Source organism: Sphingobacterium zeae (assembly GCF_030818895.1).
In the GTDB taxonomy this organism is placed as follows: Bacteria; Bacteroidota; Bacteroidia; order Sphingobacteriales; family Sphingobacteriaceae; genus Sphingobacterium; species Sphingobacterium zeae.
Window position 1 is genome coordinate 2,703,337 of record NZ_JAUTBA010000001.1, and the last position, 23,837, is coordinate 2,727,173.

Genomic DNA, 23,837 nt, shown 5'->3' on the forward strand with positions numbered 1-23,837 from the left:
GGACGTTTGAACTCTTAATTTCAAATATACATCAGTGCTCAGATCAAAATAGTGAAATACCTTGATAAACACTAGCTGTAAATATTGTTCTCTTTTGGCTAGTACAAAATCAAGGTATTTCCATTAATTATGATTTTAAAATCAGTTTTTTATCAATTTTAATTATTCAATTGTCTCACCAGGATCCTACCCTTCACCATTACTGGCTGGTATCCAATAATTATTAGATATGTATGAGGTATCACATCTGTTCGTATAGGTCAGTTTAACATTGAAGTTATTGGTGGCGCCATTTGAATTATGGTTAGCAGTAGGTCTCAAGACTACATTTTTGTTCCTTGTCCTAAAACAATAATTCCACCTGTTACCTTCCAGAAAAATGTACTACCATTCTCATTTATTGATGCAGATAAACCATTATTTATACCACCCGTAAGCGTGTTAGCTGCTAAATTAATAATGTCATTATAGGCTCCCGTATTAATTCCTTTCTCATAGATTTTACCATTCGAACTAGACCTTATTTTAATTATTCCGCTAGCACTACCGACTCGTGTCACTTTCCATTGATTATTTCCTAGAGCAGTTAATGTTGCAACACCGCTTGCATTTTCAAGAGTCATCGATCCTGGATTAAAGATACTATAAACACCCTCGGTATATACCGTAGCCGGTCCATCCAATACCGAAGGCCCAGACAATAATGCCGCTGATGCGTTAACTCGGCCATATCAGAAAGTATTGTCGAAGCCCATTGGCCCCATGTCAGTTGCGTTTTGTATCAAAAGGTTATTTACCTAAGCAGCAGTGAGATTTGGAAATTTAGCCAACACCAACGCCTGCATTTAATACATAAGTCTTATTCATACACAATTGTGTAGTATTTTTATTTTTTTTAATCATAAAAGAAATAAATACTATATTCAATTATAAGTACTTTATTGAAAAATTGTATTTATTTCGTAACTAACCATAATATAGATTTAACCACTTAAGATTATGTATAAATTTTTAAAGGTGTTCACTTTACTAATTTTGTTTTTCTCCTGTAAGCACACCGAAACTTATGAAGGTACATCTGATGACGAAATTATCGTTGCGTTTGATAAGGCGAGACAGAGTTCTATTAAAAGAGATATTAACTATTTACCAAGATGGCAAGATCGCATCGAATTTGAAGGCAGTTACTATATTCCTTTAAATACAGATAAAAGAATATACTCCTTTACGCCTGATAGTGTAAAATATTCTTTGGTAGATAAAATTTGGCTAAAGGCAAATAAACAGGGGGATGTATGGAGTTTTACTAAATTGATCGTGTTACCTAATGATATCCAAAACAGTAGAGGTTCGGGTTTGTTTATCTATGAAGATTGGCAAACGGGAGCATTGAGTTATGAAGGATATATCGAAGATAAGCTTTTTAGTCCCATTACCTATAAGGTTAACCTTAGAATGACTGCATATGGTAAGAAAGCAATGAATAACCCTAATATTCCTTGTCAAACTGTACCATTTCAAGTTTGTGCAGGAATAGGAGGGCCATATGAGTCATGTACAACTCATTATGAGACTATTGGCAACTGTAATGACGGAGGCGGAAGCACAGGTCATTATGGCGGAGGTGGAAATAGTGGTGGCGGTAATCATGGTGGAGGTGGTGGTAGTACTCCTCCTATTATTCCTCCCGATAAAGATGATGACGATGCTGATAAAGAAATCATAGATTCGCTGCAGGGATATCCTTGTGCACAAGCTATATTGGTAAAATTACCTAATTTGCAGAATAAAATATCTGAGTGGTTGGGAAAGACATTTGCAAATACAGATCAGTTTAACATAACATTCAGCACTAGTAAAACGCTCAGCGAAACAGTTGATGGTGAACATTACGCATCCAATGAGTCAGGTTCCACACAAGAAATTATATTAAATGGAAATATGCTGTTAAATGCTTCCCAAGAATATATCGCTGCGACAATGTTCCATGAAGCTTTACATGCGTTCTTACATAATGAACGGTTCCGCTTAAAAGAGAATGGAACGCTAGAACAGTTTGGAATTCTTTATCCAGGCATAATGCCCACTGAGATTGGGAATCAGACAAGATTTGTATTGGAACATTCAGCCTATGGTACTTTGCTTGAGGATTTAAAAAAGGCAATAAAAAGTTTTAACCCAAATATAAGCGATTACGATGCAATGGCTCTTGCAAAAGGTGGAGTTATTAAAGATTTAAATTCAGTTGAATTATCAGTCAATTATGCACATAAAAAAGGAACTTCAGGGACAAAATGCAATTAAGCTTTTGTTTCTTTTCATACTGCTACTAATATGCCTTGATAAAACTCAGGCACAGACAAAGTATTTTCTTTTAGAGGATACTTCCAAGAATTATAAAGTTCATCAAGTTACCATGTCTGCCAAGGAGTTATATGGAATTGATGCAAAGGTGGAATGCTTCAATATATTGTATGATGGATATGCTTTAGATAAGAAAGCATTCAAAAAAGGTTATGATCAAAATCTGATCCTATTTTCGGTTCTCCCTGATCTGGAAGGCAAGGAAACCTGGAAAGAAATAGCATTGGATTCTATTCAAAAGTCTATAATCAAATTTGGTACCTTAAACAATTTATTTGAATCACATACATATTCATTATTCTTTAATAAATATGGTAATAAGACAAAATTTCTAAATGAATATAAAATTATTGTAAACAGAAAGGGCAAATTTTACGTACCAACAACTTGTTTGTTACAGTTCTATGCGATAAGGAACCGAGCAGAAATATTTACAAATCCGTTTGGCACCATAAACACTGATTTACATGAGATTTCAATAAAAGAGGTGGAAAAGATATATATGGACAGGTATCCGTATAGCGAATTTCCATTATATGGCATAGGTGAATCTCCTTACAGAATTATATCTTTTGACAGGCTTAGGGACAGGCGAGAATACCTGTCAAAAAAGATTAATTTGAAAACGGGTGAAATTGGATATCAGTTTTGGACATTTACAGATTGGTACGAGCACTCTCATAATTACGAATTAGAGCGGGGCATTGATCGTTTCCTATATACACCCGGAAAGGGAATTATTGGCGGTTCATTCGACTTCTATTTTTATTTCAATAGAAAAAAATTGCCAATAAAATATATGGACTTCTTGAATAATATTAAAGAGGAAAAGGTTATGATGGGTGATGATTTTAAATAATAAATAAAATCTCACTCACCAATTCCTCTAAGTTTCAAGTGAGTGGGGTTTTATTTTTATTGATTATAAAGACGATATTATCAATCTTAGTTTCAAATGTAATATTTCATTCCGCAAAGATGTTGCCTCTAACTTTGCTACTTAAAAATAGCTATGAATTTGCTCTGTATCCGCCCGACCAAGTACATATTCTATAGTTGAGTTATTTTCGCGAGCTTAGCTGCATGAACAAAGAAGAAAAAAGAGCACATATGCTTTCGATGATCTCCGACTAGCTCCAGAGTGGTATGAGCAAGAAGCGATACTGCGAGGAAAATGGATCAATGAAGCGACGTTTTGATAATGGTTTTCACGCAGCAGAGAAAACGGCTCGTCCAGCGTAGGCCTTATAACGATCGACAATGCCGGCGAAAATTGTGAAGTTGAGGTTTTATATCCCAATGGTGTGCGGATCAAGGCAGATACTTTGGTCTTCTCTCGCAGTTGATCCTCCTATACTAATGTTCTCACTAGGCTCTTCGCACCGTTTCTATCTGTACAATGGCTGATGCTGACAAAGAGATAAGACAAGCCGAGGGTTCGGGAGAAAGAGTTGTGCTAATGTCCAAAGATCAGTTTAGGGAGTGGATTGTTAAGCACAGGGTAAACATGATTACATCTGATTTATATGTGCTTGATGAAGGAACAATATTGGAGGGATCAGTCGAGTCCGCTGAAGCCCTGAAGTATGTCCTTGGCGTTGGATTAGAAGATATTATCGAATGTCAAGTTTCTCTTAGTGATGTACTCACATTGACAGATCATAATTTATATTGGGTTGATCCAATAGTAAAAGCCTAGATTTTTGGTCTAGGCTTTTGATCATTAAGGGTTTAATGTTAATGTCTTGTTTATTTGTGTTACTACTCCGCAACTGCTCGTAAAAATACCTTCTATTAGAACCTGTTTATTTTTCTGGTTATGTAGAAGTTCAGCTGTTCCGATCAATAGATTAGGGCCGGTATCTCCAAAAGACATATCAACCAGATTTGAATTACATTTCCATTTAATAGTCCCTTGGCCAATATACTCCATAGTAAATTCAAACATTTCTCCGCCATGTCCATTAGATGGACCTTCAACTGCAGTCGCATAACCTCCACCAATAATAATATCCTTATCAAAAGTTTTACCTTGCGATGCGGATCTCAACTTTATTGTTTTTGCGACTCCAGCACCACCAATATTAGTCACTTTCCATTGATTATTTCCTAGAGCCGTTAAAGTTGCAACTCCTGAAGCGTTTTCAAGGGTTACCACATCAGGTCTTTCAATTGTATAGGTAGCTGCGTCACATATTTGAGATGGGCCTATAAAATTAGGAACTTGAACAACAGTGATATTCCGCTTATAATTGGTTTCGAGTCGATTTTGCCAACCTCTGTTCACTGCATCGTATTCCGACATATAATAAGTCTTTAATTTTCCTGATTTTAGATATTCTTTATATAAAGTAAGATCAACCTTTACATAAGGAGAATACATACTTCCGGTCATCGGTCTCCACTCATTTTTACTAAGGTCGATACTAATAGGTAAAGGATTAAAATCGAATCCATTTGCATGCTCGTACATTATACTTGCGTAACTTCGCTGGGGAACCATAAAAAAATTTCCACTTCCATAAGCTCCCTTTAGTTTAAACCGTACAAAAACTGGCAAGGTAACATTAACACCTGTATTATACACGGTATCCATAACATTTCCGTTGTACGGTTTGATTTCGAAGTCGGCAAAGAAATCCGCTACTTTAACAGGATTGGTTTGAGCAAACGTTAAAATTGAAACAAAAAGATAGATGGCAGATAATATTATTCTCTTCATTATTTTTTCAGTGTTAGATAATCCGATGGCAATACTTTTAAAAAATCCTTATAAATGAAGACTTCCTCATCTTGAAGGAATTTTAGATCTTCTTTTGCCAAGCCAGAATATTTGGCAAATACTGTAACAGTCGAATCTTTTGGATAATAGTGACCTGCAATTTTGATAGTTTCAACTATTGGCTTCTCAGGCTCAGCAGCCTGCTCTTTCTTACACGCGCCAAAGCCTAGCCCTAGCAGCGCAACAAATACTAAATATCTTTTCACTTGGTAATATAATTTAGCCATTAAGATAAATAAATTTGAGACGGAAAGTGTCGTTGATGGACAATAACTACCCAAAAGTGTAGAGTGAGGAATAGTAAAAAACATAGATTTAGCCCCCTTCGCACTAGTAACAATATAACCAGTATATTCTTTGGAGATAAAACTATTCATTTTGATCCTTAGATAAGTGAAGCCTTTTTATTTAAACTTCGTGATGCTTGTGAAAGAGATTTTAATTTAGCTCCATATCTGCTAAAATTTCCTCCTATGATTACCGAGGGAAGAAAGATATTAAAGAATATTACGGTTGATGTATCAACGGAGGGAAAATTATTTGTAAATCAAGTTTTGGCTATATTAGAATAGTTATCCAATTTAGCGAAAAAGAGCCCAGATTTTTAGACTGCGCTCTTTCTTTATGTTCAATCTTATAGTCTTTGACTAAGGCAATACTGGCTCAATTCCAAAATAAAACCTATAATATCTAGTCTCTACATTGCATCCGTTAGTCACTACGCATTTTAAAATTAGCCATCCACCGGCACCTTTGGAGAAAACTTGCAAATAATTTCCATTAGAAGTCCAGAGTACTTGTGGATTTCCAGAAGATTTGGAAAATAACGACCAAGAATAAGTAGACTGGCCTGATGAACCGGAGTTAAAAAGTGTCAAATTACCCTGATAAGTATAACTTCCATTGCCAGCAAGGACTTTAAATGTTTCATCATCATATGCTTGCAGATGGTTTAAGTTTTCAAAGCCAATATTAATGGAGCCTCCAATAGTCACTGTCTTTTCAAAAAATATACCATTTAAATTTGATCTCAAAGCGATTATTCCGCTAGCACTACCGACTCGTGTCACTTTCCACTGATTATTCCCTAGAGCAGTTAATGTTGCAATACCGTTCGCATTTTCAAGAGTTATCGATCCAGGATTAAAAATAGTATAAACACCCTCATTACATATCTGAGAAGGCCCTTCTATTACCGAAGGCCCGGACAATAATGCCGCGGAAGCGTTAACCCGTCCATATCCGAACGTATTATCAAATCCTATGGCTCCCATGTCGGTTGCGCTTTGTATCAAAACGTTCTTTACCTCAGCCGCAGTGAGATTTGGAAATTTAGCCAACACCAACGCCGCCACTCCACTTACCTCTGGTGCAGCAGCAGAAGTTCCAGAAAAGGAAGAAGTATAGTTTCCACTAGAATAACCAGGTGCACCCATCCTGTCAATAGTCCATACATCTCCAATACCATTTTGTCCAGAAGGTGCAACAAGGTCAATTTCCGGTCCTCTTGAACTATATAGCGCTATTGCCCCATCTCTAGCTACTGCACCGACTGCTATTACATTGGGCAAGTTTGCAGGGAATGCCACACCATTAAACTTGACCGCCGAACTTCCGTCAGGATGATAATTCCCTGAACTAAAAACAACTACACATCCCTTTCCATTCCGTCCATTCGTATAGGCATTGTTTACAGCATTTTTTATAACATCAACTATTACTGTATTTCTAGCAGACCACGAATTTTGGAGAATATCGGCTCCGCCTTGATCCCATGCCCAATTGATTGCGTTAGCTATATCAGAATCAGATTCACCCCCATAAAATATATTTACAGGAATTATCTGAGCAAAGTCAGCAATGCCCGCTATTCCAATATTATTGTCGCGTTTTGCCGCCACAATGCCCGCTACTGCTTGTCCGTGTGCAGATCCAGCAGTGGGGGCGCCATAACCTGAAGGTGATTTAGGAGTGTACCCTGATAGTAATCTACCTGTAAGTTCCTCGTGTGCTTCGACTCCATCATCGATTACAGCAACTTTTACCGGAGAGGTTGTAGTACCCAATAATGCCCAGGCTTCGGGTGCGTTGATATCAATATTATTTGTCTGGTTGAGGTAATACTGATAGGTGTAAAAAGGATCATTAGAAGTTTTGATCAGTTGAGAAATGAAATCCGGATGACTAAATTCTACCAGTCCAGATTCATATAATTTGTTTGCCACTGTGAGTATATTTTCAATATTGGATACTTCTGCAGTGTACACCTCATAGTTGACTGTATCACTAATATTAACCTGATCACCGATCAATTGCTTGATTTTAGGCAATTCAGCATCAGATTTAGGTTTGAACACTATTTTTCCATTCGGCTTAAAAGGAATCTCCTGCACTTTGAAAGATGGAATTTTGGCTATAATATGCGATTTTTCAACTTTGGAAATTACATTATCAGCATCGAGATCCGTCTTACTGATCAAAATTCTTGATGTCGAGAGTACCGAGACTTTTTTGCCCCCCGCTTTGGCAACTTTTGAGACATTTGCGCTTGGCGCAAGCTGTAGGAGGTAAACACTACTATCAGGCGATAGTGCAATCTTTTGTCCGTTGGACCAAAAGTATGATCCTGCTTTGATCAATTGCTCGTCTTGTTTAGCATGGTCAATAGTCTCATTAAAGATTGTTTTCTGGCAACCTATTAGGGTAGCTAGTAATAGAAATAGGAGGATTCTTTTCATATGTTTATTACAGTTAAATAGCTTGTTTAATTTTTATCAGCCGTAATCAGTTGATTTTAATTGGCGGTTATTATATCTGTCAAATTTAATTGAGCAGTATATCAGTAAATTTAATTTAGTTAAAGTTTTAATTACTTGCTCTTAATGTTTCTAAATACTACCCAAAAGTGTCTATTTGCCAATCCATAGTTTATTAAAAACTACGCTTTCCCATAAATAACCCTACATCCAAACAAATACCTTAGCCCTGCAATTTGTAAATCTTGAAAGTTAATAGATGTAAGCATATAAAAAATTTGAACCCTAAATATCTTTACCATATACAATATTACTAATATTATTAGTAATATTGTAAAATGAAACCACTAGAGATCTTTTGCCGAAATCGGGTAATGCACGCTCAAATTACCGTGCATGATAAAAGCATGGGCATGAAAGACTATCATCTCTATAACAAAAACGGTCTTGCTTTTTATGTTTTCAGGAAATTTCAGGGCGTGTGGCAATTGGCATACGGTGTACTTGCCGATGACATCAAGGAAGCGTGCATTGACGCGCTTATACTTCGCTTTGATACGGATGTGCCTGAGTTGTTTTATCACAATGGAAAACGGCAGGTAGTGGAAGTTCGGGCCAAGGAATACAGCCTTTGGCATATTTATCTTAATAATGCTTATGTAGGAAGTATTCAATATTACAGCTTCACTAAGCAGTTCAATTACCACCTTGACGACAATTGCTTATTGACCGATGATCACGTGCAAAAGTATATTGCCATGATCCAGCGCGGGGAATTAAAGTGGATAAAGGATGATATTAGATGAAAAAGGATATAAAAGGAATAAAAAAACCTTGAGTCTGGGAGGATCTCAAGGTTTACCAATTACTACCTAAATTACTACCTATTTTTGAAAAGTACTATTAATACAATATCGAATCCTGTTTGGTTTTTAAAAAAAATTATTCCTTGATGTTGAGAATGAAGTACTAGCTGTCAAAAAGTTTTCTGTTACCGGATTTCTAACAATAGATGATCTAAGCACCAAAAATATTTTACGTTGACAGATCAGGTGTGGGTTATAATAGATAAGCTTTTTGATAAAAGACGGTTGTCATGTCGACGAGTGGGTTGATCTGGAATTTTCTTAAGACAGATAATAATATTTGATGAAGTGAAATAGCCTTTTGGAATGGAATTAATATTAGGAAGGAATTTTTGAACAACATTTTATAAGGAATGAACAACAATTATCTCAACTAATCTCGCGATCTTTACACTAGATGAATGCCCAAAGCCGGTTAACATCTAGCTCAAGCGGACATCTAGCCAAAAAAGCCTCCCTTAACGGTTATAAGGGAGGCTTTTTTTAAATTTTTACCTTCTTAAAATTGTTGAATAAATTAGCTACGTTAAGCATGCCAACATTACTCCCTTGGTCAAATATGCAATTACTGGTTGGAAATTTCATATTTTCTTCAAAGGAGTTCCCTATATGATCTAATTCTTCGCTTGTCTTAATCGCTGTATAAAATGCCAATTAAAAAATCTATTTTATTAAATTAAACCGTGCTTTTCTGCATATTCTTTGAGCCTCGCTAGTTGATGTCGATTATAATTTTCATTTGATATTTTCCTGTATTCGACTCTGGCTTTATCCAGGAGCTTTATCTCTGCGAAAAACGTCATTTTAGCGGCGGTGTGTAGTAAGGTTTCAGAAGCTTCCAGTTCGTTGATAAGCTTTTGTACTGTGTTTAACTTTTCAAAGAACGGTAAAATAAAGCCTAAAATATTATATTTCATTTCAGCAACTAGTTCGTCAGCATCTGTCGTCGTTGTTTACGGTGAAACGGATATCATCTTTGGTACTATATATACTTTTTTGAATATTAATGATGTGACCAATTTTCTCAAGCGGCAGATAAAAGTTTTTTTTGGCCTTCTTTTTAAAACCAAGCGGTTTTAAGATTTCAATAAAGCTTTCTTTTATGATTCTGTCAAATTTTTCTTGGGTTTCTGTTCTCATAAATCACTGTGTTACCATTATAATTATTCAATTTTTGAAAAGCGGAAGGCTTCAAAAATGGTAAGTCTTCAAACCCACCTTAGCATCCTCCGTAATTTACATATCTATTATGTTATTAAAGTAATATAAGCGTTTCAAGTCACAAACTGGTTTTGGATTATCGGATACGGTTTGGACGATTTCTATGTTTACAGTAGCGTTATTAATCCATTTGCTTATGATTTGGAGACGCAATATGCCAACATTCGGCCTGGTAGCAGTTTGGGCTTTAATGGCTATTGCAGTCGCAAATACAAAAAACAATAACCTTGTTTTCTTATCCGCTATTATCGCGGCTGTTATTATCTTTCTAAACGTGGTTACATATTATATTCGATTTAGAAAGGAGAAGGTTGCTTACTCTTGATCTTTTCACTGAAATTTACCGACGTTTTCTAAAATTTTGCTTGTTCATATTGTGACAACAGTTATAAAACATTACAATGGAAGCTACACTATGACGATCTTTTGTATTGACCGGAAATTACTTTACCACAAAAGCATATAATTTAGTACATTTAATTATCTTTTACTCATACATATAGTTATGCACCTTCCATTAGAAAAGCATTATGTTAATCGTGTGGGTTGGCTTCGTGCTGCGGTATTAGGCGCCAATGATGGACTGTTATCGACTACAAGTATTGTTATTGGAGTTGCGGCCGCTAATCCTGATCGGAATACCATTGTATTGGCTGCGTTGGCAGGTTTGATTGCAGGAGCAATGTCTATGGCTGCGGGGGAATACGTTTCGGTAAGCTCGCAGGAAGATACTGAAAAAGCAGATCTATTGCGTGAGCAAAAAGAGCTCGAAGAAATGCCAGAGCTAGAGTTGCAGGAGTTGGCGAAGGTCTATGAGAAGAGAGGAGTAAGTCCGGAGACAGCACAGCAAGTTGCGCGAGAACTCACCGCGCACGATGCATTAGGGGCTCATGCTCATGATGAATTGGGGATAAATGAAATAACGCAAGCCAAGCCTCTGTTGGCGGCAATAGCATCATTTGGCTCTTTTGCTCTCGGAGCCGTGCTTCCATTTATGGTATCATTATTTGCACCAATTGAGCTGATGGTCTATTTACAATATGGTTTTACGATTAATTTTTTAATGATTCTTGGGGCAATTTCTGCAAAAACAGGGGGCTCAAATATAGGCGTTGCTGTGGGCAGGATCTGTTTTTGGGGTGCCATAGCAATGGGTGTGACTGCATTAATAGGTCATCTTTTTGGAGTAAATATCGCTTAGTTCATTAACTATAAATTCTTTCAGTACTTGTTGCAGTTTCGATTACAGCATTTTTTGTATTCAGTCTTTCATATGCCGGTATAAAGTACCGAGACTTTATAGTGTGTTTTTACACAAAAAAAGCTTTACTTGCTTTTTCGGATTTTTATAGAACCCTTTTGAAAAATTTGCGTGTATTTTTGAACTACTTTGATCTTAGGTTGTTTGTCTAATCAAAAGATTGAAAATTATAATTATGAAAGACAAAAAAATATTAGTTTCGGGTGCTAGCATCGCCGGTCCTACATTGGCTTACTGGCTGGATAGGTACGGCTTCGAGGTTACCGTGATAGAGCGTGCAGCAGTCTTGAGACTGGGTGGACAGAATATAGACGTGAAAGGACCAGCAAAAGAAATTGCGCTTAAGATGGGTATTTTAGAAGAGATCCGCGCACATAATACCACCGAGATTGGGCTACGCTTCGTTAGTTCCGACAATCATACAATAGCAGAATTTCCATCTGATAGTTCAATGAGCATGACTCAGGAACTTGAGATCCTACGTGGCGATCTGGTTAAGATACTGTACGATCTCACCGCGAAGCGTGTAGAATATATTTTTGGTGATCACATCATTGATTTGATAGAAAGTGAAAATGAGGTCAAGGTGGATTTTGCAAGTGGAAAGAAGGGTGTCTTTGATATTGTGGTTATAGCTGAAGGTATCGGTTCTGCAACGCGTGATCTTGCCTTTGGCGGTCGTCCTCGTTTTAACTATTTAGGTTTATATACCGCTTATCTTACTATCCTTCGAAATAATAGCGACAGTCGATGGGCACGTTGGTATAATGCGCCAAAGGGCATTGTATTTATGTTGAGGCCTGATAATTATGGAAAGACAAGGGCTTCGGTAACTTTTCTGGCAAAAGAGAACGCGTATAAAGACCTAAGTGAAGCAGATCAGAAAAGAGCGCTTATTGATCGTATACAAGGTGCAGGCTGGGAATCTGAACGATTAGTTAATGAGATAAAAGAGAGTGAAGATCTTTATTTTGAGAGGGTCAGCCAAGTCAAGACTGATAAATGGACTAAGGGAAGGGTTGTCATTACAGGTGATGCCGCTTGGTGTGCTACACCAATTGCAGGAAAAGGTACAGACCTTGCCTTGGCAGGAGCCTATATCCTTGCTGGAGAGCTTTATAGAGCAGGTAATTATGAAGAGGCTTTCCGTAACTACGAAAAAATAATGAAACCCTACGTTCAAGAGTGTCAAAAGCTGCCTCCGGGTATTCCTCGTATAGTATATCCGGAGTCGAGAGTCGGAGTTGCACTCCTAAATCAATTGATAGCCATTGTTGGAAGCAAACCTGTAAAATGGTTGATGCGCGTTTTTTCAGGAGATAAAAAAGACAATAAGAAGAATAGAAAGAAAGAAATTATACTACCAGATTACGAATAGGTAACACTTAGCCGGAACCAGTTCAGTGTATCCATCTACAATTGACTGAATAAACAGATATAACCGTCATTCATCGGGAAATCGTTTTTTCTAACAAACCAGGTCAGACAGGTTAAATACATTTTTGGCGGAATTGGCATAATATGTTTAAAATGTCAAAATATACTTTTTGGTATATTTATGGCGTAAATAATAAAACAGATGTTGACAAAAGCAGAAAAAACAAAACAATTTATTCTTGAAACCGCCAGCCCGCTTTACAATGAGAAAGGGATATCGGGTGTGAGCATTGACGATGTTTTGGAAGCTACCAAGTTAACCAAGGGCTGTCTTTATGGACATTTCAATGGAAAAGAGGATCTTTCGGAACAGGTTGTAGATTATTTCCTAAAAAAAATAACCGAAAGAGTGGCATCTATTGTATCAAAAGGTAAAACTGCGAAAGAGAAAATCTTTTTATATCTTGATTTTTATAAGAACCCGATCGATACATATATAGCAGGAGGATGTCCCATCTTTAACACCCAAACAGGTAAGTCTACCTTATCATTTAAACATTACTTTAATTTGTGACTACCTAAATGATCTAAACCGTCAAGATATTGATGAAAAAAAATTAAATTTGTGTAAACTATTAAAATTAAGAGTTATGTCCGAACATGGTGATATTATATGGCAAGTACATACTTTAAGAGGTCTTGGGCCGATCAAATTTTCCATGTCGCGTTCGCAGGTCGATAGATTTAGTGCAGACATTGGCTCAATTCAGGCTGAAAGAAGTGATACAGTTGAAAGTCAACAAGCTGGACTGGAGGATCTTTATAAAGTTTTTCCCGATCTTTTTAATGACGAAGATTTTAAAACAGTTTCAGAAGCGATCGTAGAGTTTGGTCCTGCAATGGATGACAGGGTTGTGGAATTCAGGACAAACGGTTTATCTTTTGAATATACATCTGGCCGACTTACAGAAATCTTCGTTGATGAAAACTGTAAAAAGCTAACTTTTATGAATATTCCGGTTTTTCTGGAGGATCCTGTTACCATAATAAAGAAATTAAGCCGCAGTTTGAAGGAGCAGCCGCTCATATACGAACAGGAAGTGATATTTCCGGAACATAAAATCTATTTATTCTCATTTGTAGAGGAGATAGGTAGCTCCGGTCAATATCAGGCCGGACCGTCCTGTCATAGAAGTATGAGCTGGCGAGAAAGTGTCAGGCCAAATTCTGTCGAACTATCGGAATACCATCTCCTGGATTTGGATAGATTAGTTCCATAAGGAACGTATTATTCTAAACAATATCATATTGTAAAATTTTGCTGTAGGCTATCATGGTATTTGAAATGGATTCGTAAAAAATAAGAATATTTTGGCAGAATACTGACTCTTAATTGCCGTACTAAAACTTTTTGAAAGAAACTTTATGACGGGCCTTAGATATATTATGAAGAATAAGTTCTGGAATAAAATTATGGTTAACGGCTTGTCAGTGCTATTTTAATCCCCCATGCAACGCTAAATGGTTTATTTTTTGTATTGTTAAAAGACCTATTTTATCCCAAAAAGTTTATTAACGAATGATTCAACAGGTATTAAAATATGAATTCTTATTTAACTGGACGGAATTGGATAATGTCGAAACCTATAAACTATTTATTGAATTTGTCAAAGTAAGGATGAGTAAAGAATCATTTGATTCTATAGCTGAGTTAGAATTGGCAATATACAATAGTTGGATTAATAGAAATCGGAAATAAAAATATGATTTAGCTATTGGACTGAACAAACTGCATAGGTTTCAGTGTCGATTTAATTCAATTACATGAATTTCACATTTTATATAATCAATGTAACTTAAAAACTAGCTATGTCTAAGACATCGGAAATAAACTGGCAAGACTACGAGGCCATTACTAAATACGTATATGAGTCCCTTGGTTCGCAATATGGTATCAAGGTCTTAGGTTACGGCAATACATGTAAGTTGAGAGGTAAATCTGGTGTATTGCATCAGATTGATGTCTTGACTGAGCAATTAGATGGTACGAAAAGCATGCGCACTGCGATTGAATGTAAATACTGCAAAGAGAAAGCTAATAAGGATATTGTAATGAAACTATCTGAAACTATGCTTGACTTGGGTATAGAAAAAGGAATAATTGTATGCAAATCAGGATTTACCAAAGACACCGTATTGTATGCTGAACACAAAGGTATAAAGCTAGTTAAGCTCTGGGAAGCCGGAGAGAGTGATGTGGATTACAAAAAGGAAATAGAATTTGGAACTCTGGATATTCGTCTAAACATTACACGCACTCGTGCTAATATAACCAGTATAACCTTTGTAGATAAAACTATTCATTTTGATCCTTTGATAGGTGCGGCCTATTTATTTAATCTTCGTGATGCTTGTGGAAGAGAAGTTAACTTAAAACCGTATCTGCTAAAATTTGCTTCTGAGGTTACCAAAAGGAGAGAGGTTCTAAAGAATATTACACTTGATTATTCAACGGATAGAAAATTATTCCTGGATGTTGAAAACGGAGTACTAGCCATCGAAAAATTTTCTGTTACCGGATTTCTAACTATAGATGATCTAAGCACCAAAAAATATTTTACATTGACGGATCAGGTGTGGATGATCATGGAAGAACTTTTTGATAAACGGCGGTTTTCATTATCGAAGAGTGGGTTGATCTGGAGTGATCGTGAAAATGATAATAATATTTGATGAAGTGAAATAGCCTTTTGGAATTAAATTATTATTAGGATATAATTTTTGAACAACATTTTCAGCGAAATGAACAACTATCATCTCAAAATAATTTGCGATCTTTACAGTAGATGTATGCCCAAAGCCGGTTAACATCTAGCTCAAGCGGACATCTAGCCAAAACTGCCCCCCTTAATGGTTATAAGGGGGGCTTTTTTGTTTATTTTATTGCCTTATTAAAACGGTCGAATAAATCAGTTACGGTTTCCCGTAACCATAACTTCTTTCAAACTCATACCTTAGCCTTACAAATTGTAATCATATTGAAAATTAATATCTGTAAACATCTTAATTTACCATAAATAATGTATATTAGACTTGGTGTAATCGGTAAATCAGTATACACAACTTTTGGCAATTTAGAGTGCAGCAAAAATGGCAATAACGGTGCAGCGTTTTTGGCAATAAGGAATGCAGCATAATTGGCACTAATCAATACATAGTTCATCTTTTGGGACGCGGTGTCCCAAAAGAAAAAACAAGCTTTGTCGGAGCAAAAGACAAAGTTATTTATGAACTATTATTTAAGTAAACTTATGACCTATCATGAGGTTCACAGAATGCATCGGGAAGGCAGTTCGATTCGCAGGATTTCCGAACATCTCGGCCTGAACTGGCGTACTGTAAAAAAGCTTCTGAGCAAAGACGACCGAAGTTACCAAAAAGAACTGGAAGCGCCCCCTTCCAAGAAAAAGTTACTGGATCCCTACCGTGATTTCGTAAATGAAAAGCTGTCGCTGTATAACGATACCTCAGCGGCCCAGATGCATGACTGGCTCAGGGAGCATTACCCTGACTTTCCGCAAGTCAGCCCCAAGACCGTATTCAACTTTGTTCAGGATATCCGGGCGGAGTTCAACATCCCCAAAGAAGTGAGCACCCGCGATTTCCAGATGGTCGCGGAGCTTCCCTATGGTGAGCAGGCGCAGGTTGACTTTGGTTTTTACAACATGACCACTACGCGCGGTAAGCAGAAAAAAGTACAGTTCTTTACCTTCATCCTCTCACGGAGCCGCTATAAGTTTGTTGTTTTCAGCGATGTGCCCTTTACCACGGCTATGGTGATCGCTGCCCATGAAGAGGCCTTTCGGTTTATCGGTGGACTGCCCCGTGAGATCGTCTATGATCAGGACAGGTTATTTATGGTATCGGAAAACCTCGGTGACATCGTCCTGACCTCCGAGTTTTCCAGCTATGTACGCGATCGTGGCATCAAACTTCATTTCTGCCGTAAAGCCGATCCCCAGAGCAAAGGGAAAGTGGAGAATGTGGTCAAATACGTAAAGCAGAACTTTCTCTACAATAGGCCTTACCGTGACCTGGATACGCTCAACGATGAATGCCGGGCCTGGCTTTTCCGTACGGCCAACAATCTGCCCCATGGTACGACGAAACTTATCCCACTGGAAGAACTGCACCGCGAACAGCTATTGCTGGAAATGTGGTATGAAATAGCCCCGCAGACTCCGGTAAAAAAGCTTTACGCTGTCCATAAAGACAACAAAGTGTCGTATAAGGGCAATTTCTATAGTGTCCCCATCGGCACCTACAACGCGGGAACCATTAAAGTGCAGCTGAGCGAACTTGCGGGTAAGCTGCTCATCCGGGATCTCTGTGGAAAAGAAATATGCACGCACGATATATCCAGCCTTAAGGGCAAAAAGATCATACTGCGCAGCCATGGCCGGAACATGGAGCCTAAAATAGCAGAAATAGTTGATCGGATCTCCAATCTGTTCGAAGATCCGGTTAAGGCAAAGCAGTGGATACTGGCCATAAAACTTCACAAAAAGCGGTATATACGGGATCAGTTGCAGATGGTCGAGCGTACTGTAAAGGATAACAGTGCTGCACAGATATCGCGCGCGCTGGATTATGTACATGCCAACAACATCCTGAGCGCTACGGATTTTAAAGCCTATCTGGAATACATCCGCTCGGAAAAAAAGCAGGAGCCTGAGCTGGATACCAAGATCATACGGCTGAACCCTCTGAATGGAAACAGCAGTACACAACTGGATATTGAACCCCAGAAAAGTCACTTAGATGATTACGAGGCGCTTTTCGGCTGCAACTAAAACAATCACTCCCTGTCGTTGCTTCGACAGGGATATATAAATCTTATCAGGCAATAACTATGGACAATCAAAAACAACAGGTAAAACAACTCTGCGCCGACTTCAGGCTTTCAGCGATAGCTGCCGGCCTGGATGATATCTTATCGGGGGCAGAAAATGAGCAGATAGGCTATCTGGAGCTACTCTCCCGTCTTTTCAGAGCCGAGCAGCAGCACCGCCGGCAAAGGGATGAGAGCAGACGGATGAAATCTGCTTCTCTGCCAAAAAACAACGACCTATCGCTCTACGAAGCCAAATGTAACGGGCTTACCGACAAACGGCTCGCTGCACTACGGGAACTTAACTGGATTGACCAGCTGTTTAATCTCGTGCTGATGGGACCCAGTGGAACTGGAAAAACAATGCTTGCAGCAGGCCTGGCAAGAGACGCTGTCAAGGCAGGCTATCATGTGTATTTCAGGACGATGGAAGAGATCGTTTCTACCTTAAAGACAAGGGACTTTGTACGTTCACAGGCTGCTGAATACAAAAAAATGCTGCGGGCGAGCCTCATCGTTATTGATGATGTCATGCTGTTTCCTCTGGAAAAAAATGTCGCAGTCGCTTTCTTCAATTTCATCAACCAGATCTACGAATCTACCTCCATCATTGTAACGACAAACAAGAAGCCGACAGAATGGGCTAAAATGCTGGAGGATGAAGTTATTGCAACGGCACTTTTAGATCGGATATTGTTCCGATGCGAAGTGATAAACCTCACAGGAGAAAGCTATAGAATGCAGAATAGAAAAACGTTCTTGGACAAGTAAATTTTATAGCATACTTTTGGAATGGATTGTGTATTTATTAGTGCCGAAAATGCTGCACTCCAAATTACCAATTATGCTGCATTCTTATTTACCATTTACACTTGGGTATTAACCTTACCCTATTGAAAAGTGACAAACCATGATAGTAACCACAACCAATTCCATCGAAGGGAGAGAGATTTCACGATATAATGATCCAATAGCAGCCAATGTTGTCATCGTCACCACTGTCTTTAGCGATATAGGAGCGAGCTATGTAGATTTCTTTGGAGGTCGCTCTACCAGCTATGAGAAGAAGATGCAGGAGATGTACAAACGTGTTACCGAAACGCTCAAGCAGCGTGTACAGGCTATTCGTGCTGATGCTATTATTGGGCTTAGCGTAGATATCGACGAAATCTCAGGAAAGGGGAGTCAGATGTTTATGATTACTGCAGTGGGAACACCAGTACATCTCAAAGAGGTTACCCGCGTTCCTGTGGATATGCAGGATGATCTATTGGATGGTGAACTGATTCAGCAAAAGGTCCGAGCAGATATTATTCTGGAGAATTATAAATCGGTAGAGTCTATCAATAAGGACACCGTCGAATTTATCGCTACATCGGGCCTAAGGGAATTTGAGCCGCTTGTATTCAAAGCAATGAATGAGGATTATGGTATAGAACAAACTCCAAAAGAAAAGCTGGAAATGCTATTCCGTTATTTTGATTACTTACCAGATGAGGAAGCCATTGCTATTCTTTATGATGCTTTATCAGAAGGCAATTTGACAACCTTACAAGTAAAACGTATCAATGCGATTATCACTTCATCCAATTTTATAGATTACACAAGAGCTATTAACCTCTTAAATAGTAATATACATGCTAGACGTATTGCACTGAAAATATTCTCTTTAGACAAAGATTGGTATTCAAAGGAAGATGTCGCTATTCTGAAAAGTTTAGAACGAAATGCTTTAGCCAAGTTCTTCCCCGAAATTGTACAAGTTGAAGAATCTAAGGGGATGTTTTCAAGTGGAAAAGAAGTGTGGCGATGTGAATGTGGTCATACAAATAAGCTCGATAACTCAGACTGTAGTTCATGCACACGGGATAAGAGAGGTTTTGGTGAGAAAAGTTTGAAACCGGAAGAAGTGCAGGAAATAGTTGATAGGAAGATTCGGGTAATTAATAAGGAAGCTCTTTAACGCATATATTATGGATAGAAAAAAAATCAACAAAAAAACTCTCATCTTATATTTTGGCATAGGAATCGGTGTTGTTTTAGCTTTTTTTGCTATTGGTTTTGCCATATATTCTCATTGGAAAGGCATAATAGTTGATAATGAAAATGGATATAACGGCATTAACTCAGTGATTGCATTAATGGCTTTATTAATGAACATTATTACCGTAATATTCGTATTTGCAACCTACGATTCCCAAAGCAAACAAATATCCCAAAATAAAAGGGATACAGACTACAATAGAGCATTAGATTTAATATTCAGGCAGTTGGAACATACTAAGGCTAAATTGTCATTAGATAATAGTAATGCCTTGGCAGAGTTCATAAATAAAAATTCGGATCTTAATCGAGTTGCCTTAAATCTGGATCTTCGTTTTTTTGAATACGATAATTTTCGAATTTACTCAAGGGCTTTAAATTTTTTAGCTATCGAATTTGAGATTTATTACAATGTAATCGTCAATACAACTTTAAATAATGATGATAAGAGGTATTTATTAAGTATAGCTCCTCACAATATTAATTCAAAATTGATTCAAAGTCTGAACATTTTTCAAAATCACTATCAATTGTTTCAAGCCTCAGACGAATATCAAAAGTTCAATTCGAACCTTAAGAATAATATTGAAAATGATTTATTTCTCATTTTGGGATATTTAAGAATACCACAAGTTCAAGGTTTAGAGCTAACGGACGAATAGTTTTTGACCTTGCTAAATACTATTTTATATGGATATAGAAGAAATTAAAAGGAGATTCGATGTTGCACTCAACAATTTTCTTGAAAGCGACAATTATTTGTTGATCAGTAACATTAGTGAGCGAGCTATCGCTCATAAGTTAGCTGAAAAATTACAGATACAGTTTACTGAATATGATGTTGATTGTGAATACAATGGGGATGTAGATAATCACGATAATAAAAAACATATACATATTTTAAGAGATAGGATCGTTGAAATAAATGGATTGAAAGAAGCGGAGAGGGACTTAAACGAAGTAGAGGTATTATCTCGCTCAGTTTATCCAGACATTATTGTACATAGGCGAGGATCAAATGACTTCAATATCTTAATCATTGAAATTAAAAAAAATAATTCCTATTACGGTAAAAGCTATGACGATTTAAAATTGAAATCTTACACTTCTGAGGAACATGGAAATACGCTAAAATATTGCTTGGGGATTTTTATCGAATTTAATATCGGACACGGCGGTATAAATGGATTGTCTTTTTATCAAGAAGGAGCAGAAACTGAATAACTACAAATTTTAGTGAAATATTAAAATGGTAAATCTTCTTTTAAACAATACAAGTTCCGTTGCCTATGATGAGAAGGATGAAAACAATATCAAAGTATTTATCGACGGTAAAGAACATGATTTTGGCGAAAGTACAGAAAATAGGATTGATTATGCTCAAGCTACTAAAAGGAACAAGTATGCTTATACTCTAAATAATCAATTTGAGAATTTATTATTATTAACTGGCGCTGGATCTTCAATAGGATGGGGAAAAGGTGTAAAGAAAGGCAAATCAATGGTCGACCTCTGGAACGATGCTGAGGCGTTATTGACTCCTGCTATTTTCGATAAATTGCTTAAAACTATAAATTATAATGATCGCTGGGAGGATGGTACAATTATTAAAAATCTTGAAAGAGTTCTTTCAATGGCTACACCGGCTATTCCGTTTATACCCAAAGACGAAATAGATATTGAGGATTGTGTTAACAAGATAAAAGACTTTATAAAAGGCGCTTGTCAGTTAATTCTTCCGGACAATTCTCCACATACATTGTTGCTTAATAAAATGACCAAACGTAAGGTAACTTTACCTCGGTTTAAACTCTTTACACTTAATTATGATATGATGTTTGAACAGGCAGCATGTGAAAGCAATTTTGTAATCATAGACGGTTTCTCATATTCGTATCCGAGAACGTTCAGTGGACGAAATTATGATTATGATATAGTATCACGTAATCTTAGTCGTGTTAAGGAAGAAGATAACTTTATTCAAAAAGTTTTTCACCTATATAAATTACACGGATCGGTCAATTGGGAAAGAGAAGACGGTAGAATTCTCCAAAAGGAAGTGCCTGATAATCCCATCATGATCTATCCTCACCAATCAAAATATGAAAGCTCTTATGAGCAACCATATTTTGAAATGATGTCGAGATTTCAATCCTCCTTGCGTAAAGAGAATGTATTCCTTATCACAATAGGGTTTAGCTTCGGCGACAAGCATATAGTAACTTCAATTATCGAAGCATTGGAGCAGAATCCTAGTTTTCAACTTATGATTATTAATCGAGGCATTGATGATTCAAATGTCAATCTGGCCCCCTTTATAGAAGCTGCTAGAAAATATTCGAACATATCAATCATATCCGAAACCTTTGAAGATTTTGCAAAAAATTATCCGGATCTTAAATCATATAACCAAGATACTTCGAAGCAAATAATCATAAATATTCCAAATAGCTAAATATGGGTAATAGTCCTTTTGATCATAGTCATTTCTTAGGATATGTAAATTTTGTTTCTCCACTTTATATTAAAGTTCATTTTCCATCATCTATTTTGATGAAAACATTTATTCACCACTCAGAATCTTTACGCGGTGGGCTCGTTGGAAATTATATCGTAATCGAAGGTGAGGACCGTGGATTTTTAGGTAAATTGTTAGAGGTTGCCCTTCCTGAAAAGGAAAGGTTGGAACTCAGTGAGAGAACTTTTTCTACCAAGGAATTTCATCCAGTTGGGAGAATAGAAGTATTATTATCTTTCGATTTATTTGATCCTACAAAGATTGAAAAAGGAATAAATAGCCTTCCCTTAATAGGATCAAAGGTTTTTATATGTTCTTCAGAATTTCTTTCAACACATTTTAAGACTTTTGGAATAAAAGCTGAGAACATAGAGGATTCTCCGATATTTAGATTAGGGAGTTTAATATACGATAAATCCGTTCCAGTTGACATCTCTTTGCAGGCAATATTTAGTCGCCATTGCGCCGTCGTAGGAACAACGGGAGGTGGAAAGAGTTATACTATTAGCAAGTTTATCGAAGGAGGCATTGAAACTGGAGCTAAGGCAATTATATTTGATCCTACTGGCGAGTATTCAACTTTTGACAATCATCCTAAAGTTGAGCACGCTGTATTAATTTCAGAAAGTCATTTTCCATATAGAAATTTAACAGTCAATGATCTTTTTGTTCTCTTCAGACCATCTGGTCAGGTTCAACAGCCAATACTATTGGAGGCCATAAAATCTTTAAAAGTTGCTGAGTGCTTAATGAGCAGTATTCCAAATGCTGTACATTCTAATGATGGCGTTAACGACATTTTCACTTACAAAAATCAACCGGTAGTGATAAATAAAGGAACAATTGTCAAACAAGGAAATTTTACAGCGGCTTATAATAACGCCTACTTTTTGCATAAAGATATTATAGAGGATTTTTCAACTAACAGTTTCAATATTCAATGTCTTCATAAACAAATTGGAAACGAATGCTATCAGATCGCAAACGATAAATGGGTTAATAATAGGGACGAGAGAAATTATGGTAACGCTACCAGTCTAATTATGCGCATTAATAACGTTATTAATGATAGTAATTATTCCGGAATGTTTGGTTTCAATGAACCCAAAACAAATAACTTAATTTCTACAATTAATGAGTTTATAGATGACCCGAAATTAAATGTGTTAAGAATTGGATTTGAAAATGTACCTTATGATTTTCAGGTTAGAGAGATTGTGGCAAATTCAATAGGAAGATACTTGTTGAATTTAGCTAGGACAAAGATATTTCGAGAAAATCCATTAATATTATTTGTGGATGAAGCCCATCAATTCTTAAATAAAAAAATAAAAGATGAATATTTTGAAAGTACTGAATTAAATGCTTTCGATAATATCGCTAAAGAAAGTAGGAAATATGGCTTGTTCCTTTGCATATCTACTCAAATGCCAAGAGATATTCCAACAGGAACTTTGAGCCAAATGGGCACATTTATTACACATCGTTTAATAAATTATCAGGATAGAGAAGCGATTGCGAGCGCTTGTTCTACAGCTAATAAAGAAACTTTATCTTTTCTTCCGTCATTAGGGGCAGGAGAAGCAATTCTAATGGGGGTGGATTTTCCCATGCCAATTTCTGTGAAAATTGAATTCCCTAAGATTAGACCTATATTTGATACACCAAAATTTCGGAAAAAGAATTTATTGCCATGAAGATATTGATTTTAGCTATCGGCTTCTCTAATACTTTCTCTGAGCAGAGATTTTACACTAT

General features: G+C 36.9%; 22 protein-coding genes and 1 pseudogene. 17 read left to right on the plus strand and 6 right to left on the minus strand.

All coding sequences use genetic code 11. From position 1 onward, the window contains the following. Positions 1 to 323: 323 nt before the first annotated feature. Positions 324 to 623 (minus strand): DUF951 domain-containing protein, encoded by a 300-nt coding sequence (locus QE382_RS11275; protein ID WP_307185977.1) that lies wholly within the window; start codon positions 621 to 623, stop codon positions 324 to 326. 376 nt (positions 624 to 999) lie between these two features. On the opposite strand from QE382_RS11275, the gene QE382_RS11280 reads away from it, so the two are divergent. The 3 genes from QE382_RS11280 to QE382_RS11290 all read left to right on the plus strand — a co-directional run bounded on the left by QE382_RS11280 (position 1,000) and on the right by QE382_RS11290 (position 4,063). Continuing rightward, positions 1,000 to 2,304: a hypothetical protein gene (locus QE382_RS11280; protein WP_307185978.1), complete on the plus strand. Its 1,305-nt coding sequence runs from the start codon at positions 1,000 to 1,002 to the stop codon at positions 2,302 to 2,304. Further along, a complete protein-coding gene (locus QE382_RS11285) occupies positions 2,246 to 3,223 on the plus strand; it encodes a hypothetical protein (RefSeq protein WP_307185979.1) in 978 nt (325 codons plus the stop codon). Before QE382_RS11280 ends, QE382_RS11285 begins: the two co-directional genes overlap by 59 nt. A gap of 540 nt (positions 3,224 to 3,763) precedes the next feature. After that, on the plus strand, positions 3,764 to 4,063 hold the full coding sequence (locus QE382_RS11290; protein ID WP_307185980.1) for a hypothetical protein: 300 nt from the start codon (positions 3,764 to 3,766) through the stop codon (positions 4,061 to 4,063). A gap of 24 nt (positions 4,064 to 4,087) precedes the next feature. Here the strand turns inward: QE382_RS11290 and QE382_RS11295 are convergent, their stop codons facing one another. The 3 genes from QE382_RS11295 to QE382_RS11305 all read right to left on the minus strand — a co-directional run bounded on the left by QE382_RS11295 (position 4,088) and on the right by QE382_RS11305 (position 7,884). Further along, a complete protein-coding gene (locus QE382_RS11295) occupies positions 4,088 to 5,086 on the minus strand; it encodes a hypothetical protein (protein ID WP_307185981.1) in 999 nt (332 codons plus the stop codon). Next, the gene (locus QE382_RS11300) at positions 5,086 to 5,523 is read right to left on the minus strand and encodes a hypothetical protein (RefSeq protein WP_307185982.1); all 438 of its coding nucleotides are present in this window, start codon (positions 5,521 to 5,523) and stop codon (positions 5,086 to 5,088) included. The genes QE382_RS11295 and QE382_RS11300 overlap by 1 nt, the downstream gene beginning before the upstream one ends. A 270-nt stretch (positions 5,524 to 5,793) precedes the next feature. Beyond that, positions 5,794 to 7,884, minus strand: coding sequence for a S8 family peptidase (locus QE382_RS11305; RefSeq protein WP_307185983.1), 2,091 nt, complete (start codon positions 7,882 to 7,884; stop codon positions 5,794 to 5,796). Between the two features lie 356 nt (positions 7,885 to 8,240). Here QE382_RS11305 and QE382_RS11310 point away from each other — a divergent pair, with 356 nt between their 5' ends. Next, positions 8,241 to 8,708 carry a hypothetical protein gene (locus QE382_RS11310; protein WP_307185984.1) on the plus strand — a complete coding sequence of 156 codons (468 nt, stop codon included), beginning with the start codon at positions 8,241 to 8,243 and terminating at the stop codon, positions 8,706 to 8,708. 731 nt (positions 8,709 to 9,439) lie between these two features. On the opposite strand, the gene QE382_RS11315 is transcribed toward QE382_RS11310, so the two are convergent. Beyond that, positions 9,440 to 9,685, minus strand: coding sequence for a hypothetical protein (locus QE382_RS11315; protein WP_307185985.1), 246 nt, complete (start codon positions 9,683 to 9,685; stop codon positions 9,440 to 9,442). Positions 9,686 to 9,701: 16 nt separating this feature from the next. Beyond that, positions 9,702 to 9,908: a DUF4304 domain-containing protein gene (locus QE382_RS11320; RefSeq protein WP_307185986.1), complete on the minus strand. Its 207-nt coding sequence runs from the start codon at positions 9,906 to 9,908 to the stop codon at positions 9,702 to 9,704. Between the two features lie 157 nt (positions 9,909 to 10,065). Here QE382_RS11320 and QE382_RS23660 point away from each other — a divergent pair. The 13 genes and pseudogenes from QE382_RS23660 to QE382_RS11380 all read left to right on the plus strand — a co-directional run. Further along, positions 10,066 to 10,314, plus strand: a pseudogene (locus QE382_RS23660) (TspO-related membrane protein); the annotation flags it as partial. A gap of 180 nt (positions 10,315 to 10,494) precedes the next feature. After that, positions 10,495 to 11,190: a VIT1/CCC1 transporter family protein gene (locus QE382_RS11325; RefSeq protein ID WP_307185987.1), complete on the plus strand. Its 696-nt coding sequence runs from the start codon at positions 10,495 to 10,497 to the stop codon at positions 11,188 to 11,190. 235 nt (positions 11,191 to 11,425) lie between these two features. After that, positions 11,426 to 12,628, plus strand: coding sequence for an FAD-dependent monooxygenase (locus tag QE382_RS11330; RefSeq protein ID WP_307185988.1), 1,203 nt, complete (start codon positions 11,426 to 11,428; stop codon positions 12,626 to 12,628). A gap of 201 nt (positions 12,629 to 12,829) precedes the next feature. Further along, positions 12,830 to 13,201 (plus strand): TetR/AcrR family transcriptional regulator, encoded by a 372-nt coding sequence (locus QE382_RS11335; RefSeq protein WP_307185989.1) that lies wholly within the window; start codon positions 12,830 to 12,832, stop codon positions 13,199 to 13,201. A 76-nt stretch (positions 13,202 to 13,277) separates the two neighbouring features. After that, positions 13,278 to 13,907: a hypothetical protein gene (locus QE382_RS11340; RefSeq protein ID WP_307185990.1), complete on the plus strand. Its 630-nt coding sequence runs from the start codon at positions 13,278 to 13,280 to the stop codon at positions 13,905 to 13,907. Positions 13,908 to 14,496: 589 nt separating this feature from the next. Further along, positions 14,497 to 15,360 carry a restriction endonuclease gene (locus tag QE382_RS11345; protein ID WP_307185991.1) on the plus strand — a complete coding sequence of 288 codons (864 nt, stop codon included), beginning with the start codon at positions 14,497 to 14,499 and terminating at the stop codon, positions 15,358 to 15,360. A gap of 554 nt (positions 15,361 to 15,914) precedes the next feature. Further along, entirely contained in the window at positions 15,915 to 17,480 is a 1,566-nt protein-coding gene (istA, locus tag QE382_RS11350; RefSeq protein ID WP_307185992.1) for an IS21 family transposase, read from the plus strand. Positions 17,481 to 17,539: 59 nt separating this feature from the next. After that, positions 17,540 to 18,289 carry an IS21-like element helper ATPase IstB gene (gene istB, locus QE382_RS11355; RefSeq protein ID WP_307185993.1) on the plus strand — a complete coding sequence of 250 codons (750 nt, stop codon included), beginning with the start codon at positions 17,540 to 17,542 and terminating at the stop codon, positions 18,287 to 18,289. Between the two features lie 139 nt (positions 18,290 to 18,428). Next, positions 18,429 to 19,481 (plus strand): YbjQ family protein, encoded by a 1,053-nt coding sequence (locus tag QE382_RS11360; RefSeq protein ID WP_307185994.1) that lies wholly within the window; start codon positions 18,429 to 18,431, stop codon positions 19,479 to 19,481. Between the two features lie 10 nt (positions 19,482 to 19,491). Beyond that, entirely contained in the window at positions 19,492 to 20,223 is a 732-nt protein-coding gene (locus QE382_RS11365; RefSeq protein ID WP_307185995.1) for a hypothetical protein, read from the plus strand. A 28-nt stretch (positions 20,224 to 20,251) separates the two neighbouring features. Next, complete coding sequence (locus QE382_RS11370) at positions 20,252 to 20,785, plus strand: hypothetical protein (protein WP_307185996.1); 534 nt, start codon at positions 20,252 to 20,254, stop codon at positions 20,783 to 20,785. Positions 20,786 to 20,810: 25 nt separating this feature from the next. Beyond that, a complete protein-coding gene (locus QE382_RS11375; RefSeq protein ID WP_307185997.1) occupies positions 20,811 to 22,016 on the plus strand; it encodes an SIR2 family protein in 1,206 nt (401 codons plus the stop codon). Between the two features lie 2 nt (positions 22,017 to 22,018). Next, positions 22,019 to 23,776, plus strand: a complete 1,758-nt coding sequence (locus QE382_RS11380) for an ATP-binding protein (RefSeq protein WP_307185998.1) — start codon at positions 22,019 to 22,021, stop codon at positions 23,774 to 23,776. The last annotated feature ends 61 nt before the right edge of the window (positions 23,777 to 23,837 follow it).